This window comes from Mesorhizobium sp. M1A.F.Ca.ET.072.01.1.1 (assembly GCF_004023325.1).
Classification (GTDB): Bacteria; Pseudomonadota; Alphaproteobacteria; order Rhizobiales; family Rhizobiaceae; genus Mesorhizobium.
In genome coordinates this window covers 1-17,079 of the sequence record NZ_RZSF01000126.1, presented here as the reverse complement: position 1 = coordinate 17,079, position 17,079 = coordinate 1, and the positions used below count along the sequence as shown (strand labels likewise).

General features: G+C 65.8%; 11 protein-coding genes and 1 pseudogene. 7 read left to right on the top strand and 5 right to left on the bottom strand.

Going from position 1 to position 17,079, the window contains the following annotated elements; translation table 11 throughout:
- From EOA32_RS18375 to EOA32_RS18370, 3 genes and pseudogenes are all read right to left on the bottom strand, one after another.
- Nucleotides 1-203: pseudogene (locus EOA32_RS18375) on the bottom strand (CorA family divalent cation transporter); the annotation flags it as partial.
- 125 nt (nt 204-328) lie between these two features.
- Nucleotides 329-616 (bottom strand): hypothetical protein, encoded by a 288-nt coding sequence (locus tag EOA32_RS38675; RefSeq protein WP_189407220.1) that lies wholly within the window; start codon nt 614-616, stop codon nt 329-331.
- Nucleotides 617-830: 214 nt separating this feature from the next.
- Nucleotides 831-2,183: a hypothetical protein gene (locus EOA32_RS18370; protein WP_128372497.1), complete on the bottom strand. Its 1,353-nt coding sequence runs from the start codon at nt 2,181-2,183 to the stop codon at nt 831-833.
- A 461-nt stretch (nt 2,184-2,644) separates the two neighbouring features.
- Between EOA32_RS18370 and EOA32_RS18365 the strand changes: the two genes are divergently transcribed.
- Genes EOA32_RS18365 through EOA32_RS18355 form a run of 3 tightly spaced genes read left to right on the top strand, consistent with a single transcriptional unit; the run spans nt 2,645 to nt 10,484 of the window.
- On the top strand, nt 2,645-4,138 hold the full coding sequence (locus EOA32_RS18365; protein ID WP_245499316.1) for an efflux RND transporter periplasmic adaptor subunit: 1,494 nt from the start codon (nt 2,645-2,647) through the stop codon (nt 4,136-4,138).
- Between the two features lie 29 nt (nt 4,139-4,167).
- Nucleotides 4,168-7,269 carry a multidrug efflux RND transporter permease subunit gene (locus EOA32_RS18360; protein WP_128372498.1) on the top strand — a complete coding sequence of 1,034 codons (3,102 nt, stop codon included), beginning with the start codon at nt 4,168-4,170 and terminating at the stop codon, nt 7,267-7,269.
- Nucleotides 7,266-10,484 carry an efflux RND transporter permease subunit gene (locus tag EOA32_RS18355; protein WP_128372496.1) on the top strand — a complete coding sequence of 1,073 codons (3,219 nt, stop codon included), beginning with the start codon at nt 7,266-7,268 and terminating at the stop codon, nt 10,482-10,484. Before EOA32_RS18360 ends, EOA32_RS18355 begins: the two co-directional genes overlap by 4 nt.
- A 303-nt stretch (nt 10,485-10,787) precedes the next feature.
- On the opposite strand, the gene EOA32_RS18350 is transcribed toward EOA32_RS18355, so the two are convergent.
- Nucleotides 10,788-11,078 (bottom strand): muconolactone Delta-isomerase family protein, encoded by a 291-nt coding sequence (locus EOA32_RS18350; RefSeq protein WP_066997354.1) that lies wholly within the window; start codon nt 11,076-11,078, stop codon nt 10,788-10,790.
- Nucleotides 11,079-11,194: 116 nt separating this feature from the next.
- Between EOA32_RS18350 and EOA32_RS18345 the strand changes: the two genes are divergently transcribed.
- Nucleotides 11,195-12,085 (top strand): LysR substrate-binding domain-containing protein, encoded by an 891-nt coding sequence (locus EOA32_RS18345; protein ID WP_128372495.1) that lies wholly within the window; start codon nt 11,195-11,197, stop codon nt 12,083-12,085.
- A gap of 70 nt (nt 12,086-12,155) precedes the next feature.
- On the opposite strand, the gene EOA32_RS18340 is transcribed toward EOA32_RS18345, so the two are convergent.
- Nucleotides 12,156-12,767 carry a TIGR00730 family Rossman fold protein gene (locus tag EOA32_RS18340; protein WP_128372494.1) on the bottom strand — a complete coding sequence of 204 codons (612 nt, stop codon included), beginning with the start codon at nt 12,765-12,767 and terminating at the stop codon, nt 12,156-12,158.
- A 116-nt stretch (nt 12,768-12,883) separates the two neighbouring features.
- On the opposite strand from EOA32_RS18340, the gene EOA32_RS18335 reads away from it, so the two are divergent.
- The 3 genes from EOA32_RS18335 (at nt 12,884) to EOA32_RS18325 (ending at nt 16,851) form a co-directional block, all read left to right on the top strand.
- Nucleotides 12,884-14,479 carry a LysM peptidoglycan-binding domain-containing protein gene (locus tag EOA32_RS18335; protein ID WP_128372493.1) on the top strand — a complete coding sequence of 532 codons (1,596 nt, stop codon included), beginning with the start codon at nt 12,884-12,886 and terminating at the stop codon, nt 14,477-14,479.
- 133 nt (nt 14,480-14,612) lie between these two features.
- Nucleotides 14,613-14,960 carry a metalloregulator ArsR/SmtB family transcription factor gene (locus EOA32_RS18330; protein ID WP_066997341.1) on the top strand — a complete coding sequence of 116 codons (348 nt, stop codon included), beginning with the start codon at nt 14,613-14,615 and terminating at the stop codon, nt 14,958-14,960.
- A gap of 7 nt (nt 14,961-14,967) precedes the next feature.
- Nucleotides 14,968-16,851, top strand: coding sequence for an ABC transporter ATP-binding protein/permease (locus EOA32_RS18325; RefSeq protein ID WP_128372492.1), 1,884 nt, complete (start codon nt 14,968-14,970; stop codon nt 16,849-16,851).
- The last annotated feature ends 228 nt before the right edge of the window (nt 16,852-17,079 follow it).

Genomic DNA, 17,079 nt, shown 5'->3' with positions numbered 1-17,079 from the left:
CCGACATTCATGCCGAACAGGCCGGAGATGATGGTCATCGGCAGCAGCACCGCGGTCATGACGGAGAGGATGTAGAGCAGCTGGTTCGACCGCTCAGTCAGCTTCGCCATCAGTTCGTCCTGCAAGAGCCGGGTTCGCGCCTGCAGCTGCTCGCCGTCGTGATGCAGCGTATGCGCGCGGTGCGAGAGCCTTGCCGCCATGTCGCCGGTCGCTTCCGTCGGGACAAGCCTCCACGTCTGAGCGAGCCGCTGCCGCTCAGACCAGATAAGATGGGCCGCCCATGAAAGGGAAAGCCCGCCCCTGGCAATCTGGGACGGGCTGGCCTTGGCTAGCACCCTTCGGTGGTCTTTTTCATCTGGCCAGGCGCGGCCGTTTTCGCATCGGTATCCTGCTGTCCGGGAGCTGCCTGTTTCGCGCTGCCCGTCTGCTGGCCAGGCGCGCAGTCCTTTGCCGAATTGGTCGCGCCCGTGGTGGCCGGGTCGGTGTCCTGTGTGCTGGGTGTCGTTGTCGTGGTCGTCGTCGTCGTGGACGATCCGCTGGTGGTGCTGCTGGATTGCGCCATGGCAAGGCCGGCGGACATGGCCACAATGGCTGAAGCGAGAAGAAGCCGTTTCATTCATCATCTCCTGGAAGCGGCGATGTCCCTTCTCTTGTGAAACAGCGAAAGGAAGCGTCGGTTCCCTTGGCTGCAGCCGGTGCTTACCAGGAAGGAGCCGGTGCCCTACTTGACGAGGCCGAGCGTGACCCGCGCGCCGGTGCCGGCAGGCGCTTGCGCGAAGGCAAGTCCAGCCCGCAGCTGGCGCCAGTGATAAAAGCAAGACTGAACAGTCCTACTCCTGCTGTCCCGCCAACGCCGCCTGAACGGCCGCGATTCCGGGATCGCGACCTTTGAGCAGATCGTCGATCGACCATGGCGCGGCAATGTCGGGCTCCAGCGTCTTGAGCGCAACCGGCTTGCGGCCCTTGCCTTCGTCGATGGCGGCGACAAGCACGGGCGTCGTGCCGGTGGCGGAACTCGGTTGCGCCATGCCGACGAAACAGTCGGCGTAGGCCTTGCAGCCGTTTTGAAGGTCGTAGCGCTGCGTCGCGGACTGCAGCACGAGGCCCGAATGCGGCAGCGTCACCTGCTGCTGATCGGCGAAGAACATCATGCGGTCGCCGGGCGCTTCGCCGACCAGTGTGACCCTGTCCCCACCAGCCTGCTTGAGATAGGCGACGTCGACAATTCCCGCCGAAAAGGTAATCGGGCTTTCCAGAACGAACAGCCGTCCCGGCGGTTTGACGCGGGACGGCCAGGAACTGAGCGCATCGCGGGTCAGCATCAAGTTGCCGCCGGTGTTGAAGCGCATGTCGAGGACGAGGTTCTTGCGGCCGAGACGGACCCGGGCGGCTTCGACCTCAGCCAGGAAATCGGCGATCTTCCCGGTCTTGCCGTCGACGTTGCGCCTGATCTCGGCGACGACGCCATCGAGTTCGGGCGCATCGCGCCAGCGGAAAGGCTGTTCCTGATCCTGCAGCGGCCAGGGCGCGCTTCCCTTGGGAAAAATCTTCACCCAGCCGCGGCGTTGCGGCTCCGGGGCGAGCTTGCGGTCGATGATGCGGCCGTCGGGCGTCTGGAAACGAAAGGTCGCGTCGCCAGCGGCATTGGCGAGCCCGAGCGCATGGAGCAGATCGGGCCGGACGATCGCGTCGGTCGCCTCGATGTCGCGCCATGCCGCCACGCCGCCATGCAGGCTGCGCAGCGCCGAGGAGACTTCAGCAGCCGGATGGCCGTCGATGCCGGCGAGCCGACTGCCCAGCAGATCGCCGTTTTGGGGACTGGCCGCTATGACGTAGAAGGCGCCGTCGATCGGCAGCAAAGACATCGCCACACCGTTGGCGCGCGGCAGCTTGCAGGTCGTGTGACCGTTGTCGGCCAGTGCCGCGATCTGGCAGAGATCGACAGCGAAGACGGCCGCGTCGGTCGGACCTGCCGCGGTTTCGAGCGCCTGCAGCCGCGATGCCGCTTCCACGCGGGCGGCGCTGGAAAAAGACTTGTCGACATCGAGGAAGTCGTGACGGAAGACTTTCAGATCCTCGACCTGTGCGTCATGCGAGGTGACCCCGTCCGGACTTTGCGCGGTCGCGTGGCCGAGCGCCAACAGGCTGAGCAGGGGCAAGGCGAGCAGCCGGGCAAAGGTCATGGCTTCCCTCTTCGATCGCGATCCGGCCCCGCTGCCGATAAAGCTGAGGAATAGGGCAGCTTCGCACGTCGCTGCGTTCACATCTTTGCGAGCGGGATGGAGTGGCGTCCCGCTCGGACGCTGCGGTTCCGCCGGGACAGGAACGGGGCCCGCCCGTCAAAACGCGGTCCGCCGCACGGGCCGGATTCACCCCTTAAAACCTTGTCATCATTGGCCGGCGCGGCGCGGGTCGGTCACTCCCACGCGATGGAGGCACGTCCCCGAACAGCCCGCCCGGGCGTGCGTTTTTGAGTGTGGTCATCGACTAACCCATTCAATTCTTACGGGAATTTAATGTCAGGCTCAATTGCATGGCCGGGTTCCGGCGTTATGTTCCCGGCCGGACTGCCTCTTGGGCCTGTTACGCTGGCCAATGACGTGGTCGACCTGGCCGCATGCTGGTTCGATGGATAGGTGACAAAGTGGACGACGAAGTCGCCAGCCGGCTACAGCCGCTCCGTGAGCCGATGGCAGACATCAAGCCGGTGGTCGTGCGTCGCCGGCGCCGCGGCTGGATGGTCGCGCTGCTGCTGGTCGCGGCTGGAGCGGGCGTCGCCTTCTGGCTCCATCCAACATCGGTGCACCAGCAAGGCGCGCGCGGCGGCGGGCGCTTCCGGGGCGGCGATCTCGGCGCGCAGCCGGTCGCAGTCGCCTCGGTGACGCAGGCCGACATCCCGATCACGCTGGAGGCGCTGGGCACGGTGACCTCGCTGTCGACGGTGACCGTGCGCCCGCAGGTCAGCGGGCAGATCACCGCGATCGCCTTTACCGAAGGGGAAATGGTGAAGAAGGGCGATTTTCTTGCCCAGGTCGACGACCGCACTCTCCAAGCCTCGCTGCATCAGCTGCGGGGGCAATTGAAGCACGACCAGGCGCTGCTGACCGATGCCAGGCTCGACCTCGACCGCGATCTGAAGTTGACCTCCAACGCCATCACGCAGCAGGCGGTCGACCTGCAGCGCGCGACCGTGCAATCCGACGAGGGCACGGTCATGTCCGACCAGGCGCAGATCGAGGCCGTCGAGGTCAATATCGCCAACAGCCATATCGTTGCACCTGCCGACGGCCGCATCGGCCTCAGGCTGGTCGATCAGGGCAATTACGTCACGCCTTCCGACAGCACCGGCATTGCGGTGATCACCGAGATGCAGCCGATTTCGGTGCTGTTTTCGCTGCCGGAAGACACCCTCGCCGAAGTGCTGGAACAGACGCATGGCAATGCGGGGCTCAAGGCCACCTTGTTCGACCGCAACGACACCAAGCAGATCGCCGAAGGCACGCTGCAGACGATCGACAACCAGATCGATCCGACCACCGGCACCGTGAAGCTGCGCGCCGTGTTTGCTAACGCCGACGGCGGGCTTTATCCCAACCAGTTCGTCAACGTGCATCTCCTGGTGCGCACCCTGACCGGCGTGACGGTGCTGCCCAACGCCGCCATCCAGCACGGCGCTCCAGGCACTTTCGTCTATCAGCTCAACGACGACAGCACTGTCTCGGTAAAGACCGTTTCCCTTGGCCCGGGCGACGCCTCGGTCACGCAATTGCTGTCGGGCCTTCCGCCGGGCGCCAAGGTGGTCGTCGATGGCGTCGACCGGCTGAAGGACGGCGCCAAGGTGACCGTGCCTGACAACAGCGCCGCGCCGACCGCCGGCGCTGGATCTCCCGCGCAGCCGCAAGCCGCGGGTAGGGGCAGCGGGGCCGCCGGTGCGCCGGCCGCCGCGACCAGCAATACGTCTGCCGTCGACCCCGGCAACGCGCCCGCATTGTCGGGCGGCCAGGGCCGGGGCTCGGCAGGCGGCGGCGCGGACGCATCGGGCGATGCCGGCCGCAAGCACCACCGCCACCATCGTCGCGACGGCAGCGGCAATAGCGGCAGCAGCGGAAATGGCGGCGACAGCGGCGAAGCCCAATGAGCACGCCAAGCGGCCTCGTCTCCGGCTGGCTGAACCCGTCGCGGCCGTTCATCCTGCGGCCGGTGGCCACCACGCTGATCATGGCCACCATCCTGGTGGTCGGCATGATCGGCTATCTCTTCCTGCCGCTCTCGGCCTTGCCTGAGGTCGACTACCCGACGATCCAGGTGCAGACCTTCTATCCCGGCGCCAGCCCGGAGGTGATGACGACTTCAGTAACGGCGCCGCTGGAGCGCCAGTTCGGCCAGATGCCGGGGCTGGAGCAGATGTCGTCGGGGAGTTCGGCCGGCGCCTCCGTCATCACGCTGCGCTTCAGCCTCGACCTCAGCCTGGACATTGCCGAACAGGAAGTGCAGGCGGCGATCAACGCGGCCGGCAATCTCTTGCCCGCCGACCTCCCGGCGCCGCCCATCTACGCCAAGGTGAACCCGGCCGACGCGCCGATCCTGACGCTCGCGATCACCTCGAAGACGCTGCCGCTGACCGAAGTCGAGAACTATGCCGAGACGCGGCTGGCGCAAAAGATCTCGCAGCTTCCGGGTGTCGGGCTGGTCAGCATCTCCGGCGGCGAGCGACCGGCCGTGCGCATCCGCGTCAAGCTCAAGGCGGTGGCCGCCATGGGGCTCAACATCGACGATCTGCGCACCACCATCGGCACGCTCAACGTCAACACGCCGAAAGGCAGCTTCGACGGACCGGCGCGTTCCTACACCATCAACGCCAACGACCAGATCAGCGACCCCAAGACCTATGCCGACATGGTCGTCGCTTACCGCAACGGCGCGCCGGTCAGGCTGGGCGAGGTCGCCGATATCATAGAAGGGCCGGAGAACTCGAAGCTGGGCGCCTGGGAGAACCGCTCGCCGGCGATCCTGCTCAACATCCAGCGCCAGCCCGGCGCCAACGTCATCCGCGTCGTCGACTCGGTGAAGGCGCTGCTGCCACAGCTTCGCGCCGGCTTGCCGGCGGCGGTCACCGTCGAGCCGCTGACCGACCGCACGACCACCATCCGTGCCTCAGTCCATGACGTCGAGTTCGAGCTGGGGACGGCGGCGGTTCTGGTCGTGCTCGTCACCTTCCTGTTCCTGCGCAACATTCCGGCGACGATCATTCCGAGCCTGTCGGTGCCGCTGTCGCTGATCGGCACGTTCGCGGTCATGTATCTTTGGGGCTTCAGCCTCGACAATCTGTCGCTGATGGCGCTGACCATCGCCTCCGGCTTCGTCATCGACGACGCCATCGTCATGATCGAAAACATCTCGCGTTTCATCGAGCATGGCGACGATCCGGTCACCGCCGCGCTCGAAGGCTCGGCCCAGATCGGCTTCACCATCATCTCGCTCACCGTCTCGCTGATCGCGGTGCTGATCCCGCTTCTGTTCATGGGCGACGTCGTCGGCCGCCTGTTCCACGAATTCGCCATCACGCTTGCGATCGCCATCGTCATTTCGGCCATCGTCTCGCTGACGCTGGTGCCGATGATGTGCGCCAGGCTCCTCAAGCCGCCGTCCGAACGCAGGCAGGGCGCGCGGGCGCGCGGCGCCGAGGCCGGCTTCGACGCTGTCGCGAATGGCTATGCCGCCGCCTTGCGGTGGGTGCTCGACCGTCAGGCGCTGACGCTGCTGGTCGCCGCAGCCACGCTTGCGCTCACCGTCTATCTCTATGTTGTCATCCCGAAAGGCTTCTTCCCGGTTCAGGACACCGGCGCGATTTCGGCGGTCACCGAGGCCGCGGGCTCGGCCTCCTACGCCGACATGGCAGCGCACCAGCAGGCGCTCGCCGATGTCATCCTGAAGGACCCGGATGTCGCGAGCCTGTCGTCCTTCATCGGCGTCGACGGCCAGAACATGACCGCCAACAGTGGCCACATGCTGATCAATCTCAAGCCGCGCGACGAGCGCGCGGCCGATGCCAGCGCGATCATCCGGCGGCTGGCTCGGGAGACCGACGTCGTGACCGGCATCGCGCTGCACATGCAGCCGGTGCAGGACCTGAGCGTGGACTCCACCTCCAGCGCGTCGCAGTACCAATACGTTCTGCAGGATTCGGATCCGGCCGAGCTGGCGACGTGGACATCAAAGCTCACCGATAGGCTGGTGGCACTTCCCGAACTCGCCGACGTGGCCAGCGACAGCCAGCAGAGCGGGCTTGCGGTCGACATCACCATCGACCGAGCGACGGCGGCACGCTTCGGGATTACGCCAGCGACCGTCGACAACGCGCTCTACGATGCCTTCGGCCAGCGCATCATCTCGACCATCTTCACCCAGTCGAACGAATACCGCGTCATCATTGAAGCCGACCCCTCGGTGGGACAAACGCCGGCTTCGCTGGGCTCGATCTACCTGCCGTCCTCCGGTTCCGGCCAGGTGCCGCTATCGGCGATCGCCAATATCAGTGTCCGGCAGGCGCCGCTGCTGGTGAACCACCTTGCCCAGTTCCCGGCCGCGACCATCTCCTTCAACCTCGCCCCGGGCGTGTCGCTCGGCGACGCCACCGCGGCGATCAGCAAGGCGGAACATGACATGCAGCCGCCCGCCGGCCTGGTCACCGGCTTCCAGGGCGCCGCGCTTGCCTTGCAAAGCTCGCTCTCCAACGAGCTGCTGCTGGTGCTCGCGGCAGTCGCCACCGTCTATGTCGTGCTTGGCGTGCTTTATGAGAGCTTCATCCACCCGCTGACGATCCTCTCGACGCTGCCCTCGGCAACCGTGGGCGCGCTGGTGGCGCTGATGCTCGCCGGCCACGATCTCGACGTGATCGGCATCATCGGCATCGTGCTCTTGGTCGGCATCGTCAAGAAGAACGCCATCATGATGATCGACTTCGCCCTGCAGGCCGAGCGCCTGCAGGGGCTGGACCCGCGCGAGGCGATTTACGAAGCCTGCTTGCTGCGGTTGCGGCCGATCCTGATGACGACGATGGCCGCGCTGTTCGGGGCGCTTCCGCTCCTGCTCGGCGGCCTTGCCGGCTCGGAATTGCACCAGCCGCTCGGCATCACCATCGTTGGCGGGCTGATCGTCAGCCAGGTGCTGACGCTCTTCACCACGCCGGTGATCTACCTTGCCTTCGATAGACTGACGCGGTCGGGGGCGCGTGAAGCGAGAGCGCCGGCCGGCGGGCTCACGCCGTGAACCTCTCCGCGCCCTTCATCGCCAGGCCGGTCGCCACGACGCTGCTGGCCATCGGATTGGCGGCGGCGGGCCTGATCGCATACGTCAATCTTCCCGTCGCGCCGCTGCCCAAGGTGGATTTCCCGACCATCTCGGTGCAGGCTTCGATGCCAGGCGCCAGTCCCGACACGATGTCGACCGATGTCGCGGCGCCGCTCGAACGCCATCTCGGCCAGATCGCCGGCGTTTCCGAGATGACGTCGCGCTCCGGCACCGGCTCGACCAACGTGGTGCTGCAATTCGACCTCGATCGCGACATCAACGGCGCCGCGCGCGATGTTCAAGCCGCCATCAACGCCGCGCGCGCCGACCTCCCGTTCGATCTACGCAGCAACCCGACCTACCGCAAATACAATCCCGCCGACGCGCCGGTGATGATCCTGGCGCTGACCTCGCGCACACTCACACCCGGTCAGCTCTACGATGCCGCCGCGACCGTGCTCCAGCAGCGCCTCTCCCAGGTCGAGGGCGTCGGCAATGTCGATCTCGGCGGCTCGTCGCTGCCCGCCGTTCGGGTGGAGCTCAATCCAGGCGCGCTGTTCCACTACGGCATCGGCCTGGAGGATGTGCGCGCCGCACTTGCCTCGGCCAATGCGCGCAGTCCGAAGGGTTTCGAGGAAGACGGGGCGCTCCGCTACCAGCTCTACACCAACGACCAGGCGAGCCATGCCGCCGACTATCGCGACCTGGTGATCGCCTGGCGCAACAGTGCGGCGGTGCGCCTCGCCGACATCGCAGATGTCGAGGACTCGGTCGAGGACGTGCGCAATCTCGGTCTCGCCAATGGCGTGCCGGCCGTGCTTTTGGTGCTCTATCGCGAGCCCAACGCCAACATCATCGACACGGTCGACCGCGTGCGCGCGCTGATCCCGACACTGCAGGCTTCGGTGCCGGCGGATGCGCGCCTCAGCGTCGCGTCGGACAGCAGCCTCACCATCCGCGGCTCGCTGCGCGACACCGAGCTGACGCTGGTGCTCGCGGTGCTGCTGGTCGTGTTCGTGGTGTTCTGCTTTTTGCGCGACTGGCGCGCGGCGCTGATCCCGAGCGTGGCGCTGGTCGTCTCGATCCTCGGCACCTTCGGAGCGATGTACCTGCTCGGCTACACGCTCGACAATCTGTCCTTGATGGCGCTCACCATCGCCACCGGCTTCGTCGTCGACGACGCCATCGTGGTGCTGGAAAACATCATGCGCCACATCGAGGACGGCATGCCGCGCGGCCGGGCGGCGCTGGTCGGCGCTCAGGAGGTCGGCTTCACCGTTCTGTCGATGAGCGCTTCTCTCGTCGCCGTGTTCCTGCCGATTCTGTTGATGGGCGGCATACTCGGCCGCCTGTTCCAGGAATTCGCCATGACCTTGTCGCTGGCCATCGCCATTTCGCTGGTGCTGTCGCTGACGGTGACGCCGATGATGTGCGCGCATTTTTTGCGCGCGGGTGCAGTCCGGTCGGAGCGCCGTTCCATCCTCGCCCGCTTCGGCGAAAGCGTCTTCGAGCGCGTCCGCGCCGGCTACGGCCGCTCGCTCGCCTGGTCGCTCGACAATGCCGAAGTGATGCTCATCCTCCTGATCGCGGCCGTCGCGCTCAACGTCTACCTCTATACGATCGTGCCGAAGGGCTTCTTCCCGCAGCAGGACACCGGCGAGCTGATCGGCGGCCTGCGCGCCGACCAGGCCATTTCCTTCCAACTGATGCGGCAGAAATTCGAGAGGCTGGAGACGATCCTGAAGAGCGATCCGGCGGTGGCGAACGTCGTCGGCTACATCGGCGGCCGCCAGACCAACTCCGGCTTCGTCTATGTCAACCTGAAGCCGAAGGGCGATCGTGCGCCGCTGCAAGCGGTGCTGGGGCGGCTGCGCGCGCAGCTCAGGCAATTGCCCGGCGCGCAGCTCTTCCTCAACCCGCGCCAGGAGATCAGGGTCGGCGGCCGCCAAAGCCTCGCCACCTATCAATACACGCTGCAGGCCGATACGACCGCGGATCTCGACGAATGGGCGCCGAAACTCGTCGAATTGCTGAAACAGGCGCCGGAGCTAACCGACGTCAATTCGGACCGCGACGAGGCCGGGCTCGAAACCAACATCACCGTCGACCGCGAGAGCGCGGCCCGGCTCGGCCTGACGCCGGCGAGCATCGACAACACGCTTTACGACGCCTTCGGCCAGCGCCAGGTGTCGACCATCTTCAACGCCCGCAACCAATATCACGTGGTGATGGAAGTCGCGCCGCGCTATCTGCAGGATCCGAGCGCGCTCAACGGCATCTATGTCAGCACCTCGGGCGCGGCGGCGAGCGGCACGCAGAAGACCAACGCACTGGCCGGCAGCCTGTCGGGCTCGCTGCAGAATCAGGCAACCAATGCGATCGCCGTCACCGGCCACGGCAGCGCCTCGAGCGGCGCCGCCGTCAGCACCTCGGCCGAGACCATGGTGCCGCTCGCCGCCTTCAGCACCTACGGTCCGGCGACCACGCCGCCTTCGGTCAACCACCAGGGCCACTTCGTCGCCACGACGATCTCGTTCAACCTTGCCGATGGCGCCACGCTCGGCGACGCCTCGGCAGCAATCGACCGCGCCATGGCGGAGCTGAAGATGCCGGTGTCGATCCACGGCTCGCTTGCCGGCACGGCACTCGCCTTCCGCTCCAACCTGCTCAACGAGCTCCTGCTGATCGCTGCCGCGCTCGCCACGATCTATGTCGTGCTCGGCGTGCTCTACGAAAGCTACGTGCACCCGATCACCATCCTGTCGACGCTGCCCTCGGCCGGCATCGGCGCGCTGCTCGCGCTCGTCGTCACCGGCATGGAATTCGACGTGATCTCGCTGATCGGCATCATCCTGTTGATCGGCATCGTCAAGAAGAACGCCATCATGATGATCGACATGGCCTTGCAGGCCGAGCGCCAGGAAGGGCTTGCGCCGCGAGAAGCCATCCACAAGGCGAGCCTCCAGCGCTTCCGGCCGATCATGATGACGACCTTCGCAGCTTTGCTCGGCGCCTTGCCGTTGGCGCTCGAGACCGGCACTGGGGCGGAGCTGCGCCAGCCGCTCGGCATCGCGATCGTCGGCGGCCTCATCGTCTCGCAGCTTCTCACGCTCTACACCACGCCGGTCGTCTATCTCTATCTCGACCGGCTCAGCGCCCGTAGACCGACGCTGCGAGTGGCGCCGGCGGAGTGATCGGGCACTGCGACCTTGGGTTGTTCGACCGCGCGAAGCGAAACAGTTCGGCCCATAGGCCGGCGCGCCTCCATATCGCTCGACGCCACCCAACGCGGTTGATCGTGAGATCTGGGCTGTCGCTTCGTGGACTGGCAACATGCTTCATCATCGGGTGCGCCCTCGAAGGGCGCGACCAGTTCCTGCTCACCCGGCAATTGCCCAAGCGCTATACAGGGGCGTCGCGGGCGGGCCTTTTGCGTCGCTTCTTGATCGCTCAGAGGTGCTGCCGGGTGAGCGGCAGCACCTCTCTTCATCCCGGTCTCAACGCTTCGGGCCGAAGCCGGGATAGGGATTGAGCGGCACGATCGCCGCGATGTCCATCATTCCGGCCTCGACCAGCGGCAGGGTGGCGAGATGGCCGCGCACCTCCTTGTCGTCGGCAGCCTCGAACATCATGCCGCTGCCGGGGATGTCACCGCGGTTCCAGACCTGGCGAACGGCGCCTTGCGCATAGAGCGTGCGCCGCTGCTCGGCTTCGCCCGGAAGCAGCGGCGCGAAATCGCTATCGCTGAACTTTTCGGTGTTGCGGGTGAGAAGGGCAAAGAACTGCATGGCGGTCTCCTTTGTGGCCGGTTGATGCGGAAGATATCGCGCCGGCTGGTCAGACTGTCCAAGACTGATTAGGCTAAAGATCAGACCTTGAAGGACTTATATCATAGAGACGCAGAATGCTTGACCTGCGGCAGATCCGCTATTTCGTTGCCGTCGCCGAGGCCGGCAATGTCGGCCGCGCCGCCGAGCAGCTGCATATCTCGCAGTCGCCCTTGAGCCGGCAGATCATGCAGCTCGAGGAACAACTCGGCGTCACGCTGTTCGAGCGATCGAAGCAGCGCGTCCATCTTAACGCCGAGGGCAAGGCTTTCCTTACCGAGGCGCGCGCTCTGCTCGTCAATGCCGCGCGGCTGGAGGAGCTCGGCCGCAAGCTTGCAAGCGGCGCGACCGGCAGCCTCGCCATCGGCTACGTCGAGGGGGCGGTGCATGCCGGGCTGATTGCCGCGATGCTCAGGGAATTCCGCCGCGAGCGGCCGGATTTTCATCTGCAACTGAGAAGCCGCCGCACGGCCGCGCAGTTCGAGGATCTGCGCCAGCGCGTGCTCGACCTCGGCTTCGTCTACGCGCCGGCGCCGCAAGGCGATCCGGATATCGAGAGCATGCTGGTGCGGCGCGAACCGCTGGTGCTGGCGATCCCCGAAGGCGATCCGCTTGTCGATGCGAGCGACATCAGGCCCCGCCATCTTGACGCCCGCGTCTGGATCACCGTCGTGCGCCAACCCGATGACACCAACCGCGCGCAGTTCCTGGCGGCCTGCATGGAGGCCGGTTTCGTGCCCGACATCGCCTACGAGACGGCCGATCCCTTGACCTCGCTCGGCCTGGTCAGCGCCGGGCTGGGCCTGGCGACGGTACAGGAAAGCCTGCAAAGCGCTGCGCCGGCCGGCATCGTCTTTCGCGACCTGCCATGGTTCAAGCGCAGCGTTGAAATCCATCTCGCCTGGCGGCGCAATGACCGGAGGGCGGTGATTGAGGATTTGAGGAGGACGGTGAACGGTGAATTGTGAATAGCGAATAGTTACTATCTGGCGGTGGACAGATTTCGGCTCGTGCGATCCGCACTATTCACCATTCACCTTACATTTTGTCGATCACCGCCTGCACCCCTTCCGTCGGCGCATCGACCGACGAGCCCGCCACCATGATGGCGGCGACGATTGCCTCGGGGTCGTTGACCACCAGCGGCTTCACCCTATGTGCGGTGTGGATGAAGCCTTCGCCCGACATGTGCTCGATGAGCGCCAGCATCGGGTCCCAGAAGGCCTTGATGTTGGCGAACACGATCGGCTTGCGGTGATGGCCGAGTTGCGCCCAGGTCATGATCTCGACGATCTCCTCGACCGTGCCGATGCCGCCCGGCAACGCCACGAAGGCGTCGGATTTCTCGAACATCCTGTGCTTGCGCTCGTGCATGTTGTCGGTGATCACCAGCTCGTCGAGCTTGTCGAGAGCGGTCTCGGTCGCCTCCTTGTTGATCAGGAAGCGCGGGATGATGCCGGTCACCTTGCCGCCGGCCTTGAGTGCCCCGTCTGCGACGGCGCCCATGATTCCCCTGGTGCCGCCGCCATAGATCAGGCGCAGGCCGGACTTCGCCAGCGAGCGGCCGAGCAGGTGGCCGGCCTTGACATAGGCCTCGTCGCGGCCCGGAGACGAACCGCAATAGACGCAGACGGATCGAATCGTGTTCATGTCATGATTGGTGATAGGGACGGTTGGCGCGGTCAAGCCCAAGGACGGGCTTTTTCTTGTGAGCTTGGTGAAAACACGCTAGACCGGCGTTAGGTGGCTAAGGGGCAGAAAAGATTATGGCTATCAATTCTTCCAAGGCGTTATTGTTCGCGGCGGGCGGCGTTGCCGTCGTCGCGGCGGTCGCCTACGGGTCGGGCGCGCTCGACCCATACATCAACAAGCAGAATCCGCCGCAGGTCGCGTCGCTGCCGCAGGCAGGCACGAAGCCGGCCGAATCCTCAATCACCTCCACCGAGGCGCGCGTACCGCAGGCGCAAGCCCCGGCCAATACAATGGCGCCGGCCAACAACACGATGGCGCCGGCCAACAAGACGGCGCCCGCCAACAATGCAATGGCGCCTGCCAACAACGCGACGGCCCCGGCGGAATCCGCGCCGGCCGCTCAGGCGCCGGCCGCCGCAGGACCCACGCTGCCAACCTTCGATGTCGTGCGCGTCGAAGGCAATGGCTCGATTGTCGTCGCCGGCAGCGCGGCGCCCAATGCCAAGGTCGAAGTCCTGAACGGCGGCACGGTGCTCGGCTCGACCGATGCCGGTCCCGATGGTGCCTTCGCCATCGTGCTCGACGATCCGCTGAAGCCCGGCGACTACACGATCACGCTGCGCTCGACCGCTGGCGGCGTCGCAGTCGCCTCGGCGCAGACCGCCGTCGTCTCAGTGCCGCAGAGCCCGACCGGCCAGGTGCTGGCGATGGTCGAGGAGCCGGGCAAGCCGTCCGAATTGCTGACCATTCCGCAGCCCGCGGCCAAGCCGGCGGCACCTGCCGCCACCGGTCAGGCAGCCGCCCCGGACGCGCAGGCCCCGGCCGCAACCGCGCCGGCGGCGTCTGCCCCGGCGGGGGCGCCGGCTGCAACGGCACCGGCAGCTACGGATAAGGCTTCGGCTCCCGCGACCCAGAACGCCGCCGCAGACGAACCGAAGATCGCCGTCGAGGCCGTTGAGATCGACGGCGGCAAGATCTTCGTCGCGGGCAGGGCCGATCCCGGCCGCAAGGTGCGCGCCTATGCCGACGATGCCCTGCTTGGCGAGGCCAAAACCTCGCCTGACGGCCATTTCCTGATCGAGGCGGCGCGCGACATTCCGATCGGCAACCATACCATTCATGTCGACGGCCTTGCCGACGATGGCGTTAAGGTCGTCGCCCGTGCCGCTGTTCCGTTCGAACGCGAGCCCGGCGAGTCGATTGCCGCCGTCGCGCCCAACCAAGCCAAGCCCGCCGACAGCAAGCTCGCCCAGGGTGCGGGGTCCCAGCCCGCGGAGGCAAAGTCCGGGGCAGCCAATCCCGCCGAGACGACGGCGCCGGCCACCGCTACCGACGAAGCGGGCAAGCCCGCCGCGACCGCCGACACGTCGGCCGAGGTCGCCGAAGCGAATCCTGCGGCCGACGTGCCTGAGACCATGGCACCGAAGCTCGAACACGTCGATGGCGCGGTCATCATCCGCCGCAACGATACGCTCTGGCGCATCTCGCGGCGCGTCTATGGCCATGGCGTGCGCTACTCGACCATCTATCTCGCCAACCAGGATCAGATCCGCAATCCCGACCGCATCTGGCCCGGTCAGGTCTTCAAGGTCCCCGGCAAGTCGAAGGAAGGCGAGCCGGCCGACATGAAGGCCATGGGTGACCAGATGACGGCGCCAAAGACGGAGTAAGAGCGCAATCCCCCTCGTGGGGATGCCCGGCAGGGCAGAGGGGCGCTGCCCCGCCGGCGTTCGACACTTCCTACCGTGCTACCCATCCGCCTGGCTTGCCCTCTCATCCTCCATCGTTTATCGGCGATGAACGATGACCGAATCCTTATCCGTCAACCGCGCCCTCAATAGCCGAGCCCTCGACAGCCGCGGCATCGCCACGCGGTTCGCGGCGCTGTCGCATCCGGCACGCATTGAGATCCTGAAGCATCTCTCGGCCAGTAGCTGCTGCTCCTGCCGCGAGGTGGTCGATCATCTCGATCTCGCCCAGTCGACCGTTTCGCAGCATCTGAAGATCCTGGTCGAAGCAGGGCTCGTCCGCTTCGAGGCGGATCGCCAGCGTTCACGCTACGCGGTGGACCGCGCTACGCTCGCCGAAGTCTCGGCGTCGCTCGCGGCCCTGGTCGATTCCTGCTGCGGCAAAAGCATGAAAGAAAGCTAAGAACAAAATGGCCGACAAGACCGTCTCCGCCGAAACCGGCACCCTCACCACACTGCGCAATCTGTGGCCCTATATGTGGCCGGCCGACCGCGCCGACTTGAGAGCCCGCGTTACCTGGGCGACGCTGCTTCTCGTCGTCGCCAAGGTCACCCTGGTCGCCGGTCCCTATTTCTTCAAATGGGCAACCGATGCGCTCGCCCACGCCTCGAAGACGCCGCCGCCGCTGCCCGCCTTCATGCTCGCGCCGGTGATGCTGGTCATCGCCTATAATGTGCTGAGGCTGGTCCAGCTCGGCTTCAACCAGCTGCGCGACGCGCTGTTTGCCCGCGTCGGTCAATATGCGGTGCGCCAGCTTGCTTTCCGCACCTTCGTCCACATGCACCAGCTGTCGCTGCGCTTCCATCTTGAGCGCCGCACCGGCGGTCTGTCGCGCATCATCGAGCGCGGCACCAAGGGCATCGAGACGATCGTGCGCTTCGTCATGCTGAACACGGCGCCGACCATCCTCGAATTCGCACTGACGGCCGGCATCTTCGCCTACACGTATGGCTGGAAATACGTCGCCGTGGTCGCGGTCACCGTGTGGATCTATGTCTGGTTCACAGTCAAGGCCAGCGACTGGCGCATCTCGATCCGCCGCGACATGAACGAAAGCGACACCGACGCCAACACCAAGGCGATCGACTCGCTCTTGAATTTCGAGACGGTCAAATATTTCACCAATGAGCGCATGGAAGCCGAGCGCTTCGACCGCTCGATGGCGCGTTATGAAATTGCCGCCACCAAGACCTGGACCTCGCTCGGCTGGCTTAACTTCGGCCAGGGTCTTATCTTCGGCCTCGGCACGGTCATCGTCATGTGCATGTCGGCGCTCGAGGTGCAGGCCGGCACGCAGTCGGTCGGCGATTTCGTCTTCATCAACGCCATGCTGATGCAGCTTTCGGTGCCGCTCAACTTCATCGGCTTCATCTATCGCGAAATCCGCCAGGGCTTGACCGATATCGAGCATATGTTCGACCTTCTCGACGTGCCCCAGGAGATCGTCGACAAGCCGGACGCCAGGCCGTTGAAGGTGAGTGCCGGCAAGGTCGAGTTTCGCGACGTGCACTTCTCCTATGATTCGAACCGCAAGATCCTGAAGGGCGTCTCCTTCGAGGTGCCGGCCGGCAAGACGGTCGCCATCGTCGGCCCCTCCGGCGCAGGCAAGTCGACCATCTCCAGGCTTCTGTTCCGCTTCTATGACGTGCAACGGGGCCAGGTGCTGATCGACGGCCAGGACATCCGCGACGTCACCCAGGAGAGCCTGCGCGCGGTGCTCGGCATGGTGCCGCAGGACACGGTGCTCTTCAACGACACCATCGCCTACAACATCCGCTACGGCCATGTCGGCGCCAGCGAGGAGGAGGTGCGCAAGGCCGCCGAGCTCGCCCAGATCGGGCCGTTCATCGAAAAACTCCCCGACGGCTACCGCTCGATGGTCGGCGAGCGCGGGCTGAAACTGTCGGGCGGCGAGAAGCAGCGGGTCGCGATCGCCCGCACGATCCTGAAGGCCCCGCCGATCCTGATGCTGGACGAGGCGACCTCGGCGCTGGACACCCAGACCGAGCAGGAGATCCAGGCAGCACTGGACCTCGTCAGCAAGGGACGCACCACCCTTGTGATTGCTCACCGGCTGTCGACGGTGATTTCGGCCGACGAGATCATCGTGCTCAAGGACGGCCAGATCGCCGAGCGCGGCACCCACGCCGCGCTCTTGCGCCAGCAGGGCCTCTACGCCTCGATGTGGGACCGCCAGCGCGAGGCCACCGAAGCCGAGGAGCGCCTGCGCATTGCGCGTGAAAGCGACGAGTTCGGTGTGATCGTACGGAGAAGGACGTCGGAGGTGAGCTAGCGCCTCTTCCTTCTCCCCCTGTGGGAGAAGGTGGATCGGCGCGCAGCGCCGAGACGGATGAGGGGTGTTCCAGGGAATGTCAGCGTCTCACCTCGCTGGAGCACCCCTTGTATCTGCGCGGAGGAGACTTTGTGCGAGAAGAGCGACTGAGCCTCGAACCGGACGGCCATCCGATTCGAGGCTTGGCGAAGTCGCCCGACACCCCTGCGGTCACAACCGTGGATGAGC

What these genes read in the sequence shown, in the direction of transcription:
- EOA32_RS18340 (WP_128372494.1), bottom strand. Translation starts at nt 12,767, where the DNA reads ATGAACACGATTCGATCCGTCTGCGTCTATTGCGGTTCGTCTCCGGGC.
- EOA32_RS18345 (WP_128372495.1), top strand. Translation starts at nt 11,195, where the DNA reads ATGCTTGACCTGCGGCAGATCCGCTATTTCGTTGCCGTCGCCGAGGCC.
- EOA32_RS18370 (WP_128372497.1), bottom strand. Translation starts at nt 2,183, where the DNA reads ATGACCTTTGCCCGGCTGCTCGCCTTGCCCCTGCTCAGCCTGTTGGCG.
- EOA32_RS18335 (WP_128372493.1), top strand. Translation starts at nt 12,884, where the DNA reads ATGGCTATCAATTCTTCCAAGGCGTTATTGTTCGCGGCGGGCGGCGTT.
- EOA32_RS18325 (WP_128372492.1), top strand. Translation starts at nt 14,968, where the DNA reads ATGGCCGACAAGACCGTCTCCGCCGAAACCGGCACCCTCACCACACTG.
- EOA32_RS18350 (WP_066997354.1), bottom strand. Translation starts at nt 11,078, where the DNA reads ATGCAGTTCTTTGCCCTTCTCACCCGCAACACCGAAAAGTTCAGCGAT.
- EOA32_RS18330 (WP_066997341.1), top strand. Translation starts at nt 14,613, where the DNA reads ATGACCGAATCCTTATCCGTCAACCGCGCCCTCAATAGCCGAGCCCTC.
- EOA32_RS38675 (WP_189407220.1), bottom strand. Translation starts at nt 616, where the DNA reads ATGAAACGGCTTCTTCTCGCTTCAGCCATTGTGGCCATGTCCGCCGGC.